This window comes from Bradyrhizobium sp. th-b2 (assembly GCF_000426785.1).
Taxonomy (GTDB): Bacteria; Pseudomonadota; Alphaproteobacteria; order Rhizobiales; family Xanthobacteraceae; genus Bradyrhizobium; species Bradyrhizobium septentrionale.
On sequence record NZ_AUGA01000189.1, the window covers coordinates 1 to 3,309 of the forward strand.

Genomic DNA, 3,309 nt, shown 5'->3' on the forward strand with positions numbered 1-3,309 from the left:
AGCGGCGTCAGACGCTTGCGTAGGTCGGCGGCCGACGCCTTGTCGAAGCCATGGTCAACTTTGCCGGCATAGATCAGATCATCGCCCTGGCGGCGACCCACATAAATGCCGTCCCATTTGTCGCCATCCAACGCGAAGCCCGCGATGGTCAGCGTCTCGCGCTGGGCGCAGGTCTTCTTGACCCAGTCCCGGCTGCGCGTACCCGTCGGGTAAATGCTGTCGGCGACCTTCGAAACAACGCCCTCATAGCCCAGTTTGCAGGCATGAGCGAACATCTCGGCGCCGTCGACTTCGAAGCCCTCGCTGAACTGGATGGCAGTCCCGGCAACCAACTTCTTGAGCACTGCCTTGCGTTCCTTCAGCGGCAGTTTCCGCAGATCGCGGCCGTTGAGGTAGAGCAGATCGAAGGCGACCAGGACGATCTTGGTTGATTTGCCCCGTAGCTCGTTTTGCAACACGGAGAAGTCGGTCGTGCCGTTTGCCGCTGGCACTACGACCTCGCCATCGATGATGGCAGAGGCAGCCGAGATGTGCCAGGCGTCGTCGGCGATCTTCTTAAAACGCTTGGTCCAATCGTTGCCCCGGCGGGTGTAGATCTTCACCTCCTCATTGGCGAGATGGACCTGAACGCGATAACCATCGAACTTGATCTCATGGTGCCAGCGCGTGCCGCTCGGCACCTTCTCGATTGGCGACGCCAGGGCCGGCGCAATGAAGCCGGGAAAGAGCGCCTTGGTCCCGATTTGCTCCGGCTTTTTGCGCTGGAAGGGCATGCCTAGACCAGTCGGAGTACAAGCTGCTTCTGGTCGCGGCCCACATGGCGATCAATGAAATCCTGTAGATGTGAGGGCACGTCGGTAAGCTGAAGGTCACAGCGTCGCTGAATCTCGCGGGCAACATCCTCGGAGACATCCTCGGACCAGCGCTCCGATGTGTTGAAAGCGGCAATCCTGATCGGGTTTGAATACTCGCCAACCATCAGGTCCTGAATAACCGTCTCGAGGTCCGCGGTTTCGATATCCGTCTCGCGCCAGGCGCGACCTATGCGGCCAAAGTCGTCGGCGACGAGATAAAAGGTCTGGTCATCCCTCGGGACAATTGAAGGTGTCCAATTCGATTTACGCATACTGACTCCACGCAACAGAAACCGTATTCAAGTGCGCGCCGTTTGATTCGTTCCGGGCGCAATGCTGCAGGAACCCGCATGATCGTACTTGCGTTTGACCTTCATTGTAACTGGGAGGCCGCAATGGCAAAAAAAGCGAAGAAGAGCACTCGCGGGCGCAAGCAGGACCGAGCCCGCGTTGCTGGTGGACAAGACTACGAGGTACGCTACGAGGTGCGGAAGACCGGGAAGTCGGCAGCGTCGGTGAAGAAGGCCGTCAAGAAGGTCGGCAACAGCCGAAAGCGAGCCGAGCGTCGGCTCGGGTCAGCACTGAAAAGGTCGTTAGGAAGGACACCTTCGAAGTGACGTTGAAGACCAGCCTCAGCGAGAGGCACACGCTGAGGCCAGCTTCCACAAACAGTGCTGTTGCCGAACAACACTGGCGAGGCACCAGCGCTTGGTTCCTCAAATGACGGACTAGCTGAAACCGGATACTGATCTTTTAAAAACAGGCCACTCTTGGGCCGCCAGACCCCAGGATGGAGCTGCTCGATCATCCCGCGCTCGCTGCGCGTCGAAGCGACGCGCTATGTGATTCTGGAATGTTAGTCCTCCAGAACGGATTTGGTGGCCTCGAAGACTTGTTCCGCAGTGCCCTTTATTGTGCCTTTCGCCCAAGCCTGAAAAACCGCCACGTAGGCATTTTTATAAGCCTCGTCATCGGCAGAAAAATAAACTTCCTCGGTGTCGGGGTCCAAAACGAGTGCCCCTTTATCGATGCAAATTTCCTCGACAAGAACCATGCGCTCTTCGCTCTCGGCTAGGTGCCGCTTAACAATGCTCATTTGAACTCCCGCTGTACACTTGCCGATCGAGCCCAGGAGTAATGCTTAGCGGCGGCCCCCGCAAGGGACGGCAGGAGCAAGTAGTGGGTCGGCTTGATTGTGGCGGCGGCTAGCTCTGGAACGTCCGCCGCTTCTGGCGCATATTCCGTTATGAGTGCAGCAGACTATTATCTAGCCATGGCCAAACACTGCCGGCGCGCTAGGGCGTCTACTCAGGATGAATTCACTCGCTATTATCTAGAGCGGATGGAACATAGTGACCGGGTCCTGGCGTCAAGCAAAGCCGTCGTAGATCGGTCCGAAAGGACGCAACAGGCGCTGGAAGAATGGCGTGACAAGCAAGGGCCAGAAACGACCTGACACGGACGCGTACCGAGCCACCGAAGTTCACCTTGTCCGCGTCACGACGGATGACAGGGGATGGAGGATTTGGCTGGCAGCCACGGCGCGCGACAAGGCCGTAGAGAGCGTTTTAGATGTTATCCCTGAGGGATGGACCGCCAGCCTCTTAAAGACCAGGCTGAGCGCGAGCGACGCGGCAAAATTGCAGATGAAGCCCGGCGAGGTGAGAGAAGTTCCAAAAGACGCATAAACGCACCGCTTCCTACCTGATCGCAAAGGCGACGCTTTACTCAGACAAGCCTGATCTTCTCTTTCAGTTTGCGATTGATGAGCATTTCAGCACGCCGCTTTGCCAACTCGGGCAACCTCGTGCGCACGGTGCCGCGTATCGACCCATCAACGAACTCAATCACGATCTCGAATCGATCGTCGTATTGGCGAGTCACGCTGAACGTGACGCCTCTATGGTTAGAGGTCGTGGGCACGCGCCGAGTTTAGCAGCCGACGTGCGCTGGCTGCACCGGGGAGGTACGTACCGGCGCGCTCGTTGCCATAGCGACGTGCGTTGTAGGTGCCATCATTCTTCATTTCGTCGCGTCTTGAGACATCATAGCAACGATGCCCGTTTGGTGAAATCCAAACGAAGTGGCCCCAGCAACCCTTGGAGGCCCTGGGGGCGATTGCTGGGGCCATGGCCAGTCCCGCGTCAGTCGAGATTGGTCAACCCGACCGCACACCCGATCCAGTGGTGAGACAAGCGCGAACTGCAGTTCCGCGCCGAATGCTAGGAAAAAGTGGCAATATTGCCACTTGGACTGCCACCGGATTTACATGCGATATTGTCTGGCGCGCCCTTGCATGAAATTTAGGGCCTGCGGGGGGACAGTTGATGAGCGGGCGTGCGATTGTTCGAAGAGAGTTAAAAGTCGCCCGTTAAGAAGCTTCCAGGCGACTGATCTGGAATCGTAATTTGGCTGGAATGACGTTCTGAGATTGCAAGGTTTTGGTGTTTTGTGC

At 57.4% G+C, this 3,309-nt stretch carries 4 protein-coding genes; 1 reads left to right on the top strand and 3 read right to left on the bottom strand.

Translation table 11 applies throughout. The features are described 5' to 3' along the window. Positions 1–773: RNA ligase family protein (locus K359_RS0147320; protein WP_029085184.1), on the bottom strand; the 773-nt coding region annotated here is incomplete at its 3' end. 2 nt (positions 774–775) lie between these two features. Further along, positions 776–1,126: a hypothetical protein gene (locus K359_RS0147325; protein ID WP_029085185.1), complete on the bottom strand. Its 351-nt coding sequence runs from the start codon at positions 1,124–1,126 to the stop codon at positions 776–778. Between the two features lie 123 nt (positions 1,127–1,249). On the opposite strand from K359_RS0147325, the gene K359_RS56445 reads away from it, so the two are divergent. Further along, entirely contained in the window at positions 1,250–1,471 is a 222-nt protein-coding gene (locus tag K359_RS56445; RefSeq protein ID WP_051346849.1) for a DUF3606 domain-containing protein, read from the top strand. Between the two features lie 239 nt (positions 1,472–1,710). Here the strand turns inward: K359_RS56445 and K359_RS0147335 are convergent, their stop codons facing one another. Continuing rightward, the gene (locus K359_RS0147335; protein ID WP_029085186.1) at positions 1,711–1,950 is read right to left on the bottom strand and encodes a hypothetical protein; all 240 of its coding nucleotides are present in this window, start codon (positions 1,948–1,950) and stop codon (positions 1,711–1,713) included. Between the last annotated feature and the right edge of the window lie 1,359 nt (positions 1,951–3,309).

Bases quoted from the DNA above. Each gene is read 5' to 3' on its own strand.
- K359_RS0147325 (WP_029085185.1), bottom strand. From the start codon at position 1,126: ATGCGTAAATCGAATTGGACACCTTCAATTGTCCCGAGGGATGACCAG.
- K359_RS56445 (WP_051346849.1), top strand. From the start codon at position 1,250: ATGGCAAAAAAAGCGAAGAAGAGCACTCGCGGGCGCAAGCAGGACCGA.
- K359_RS0147335 (WP_029085186.1), bottom strand. From the start codon at position 1,950: ATGAGCATTGTTAAGCGGCACCTAGCCGAGAGCGAAGAGCGCATGGTT.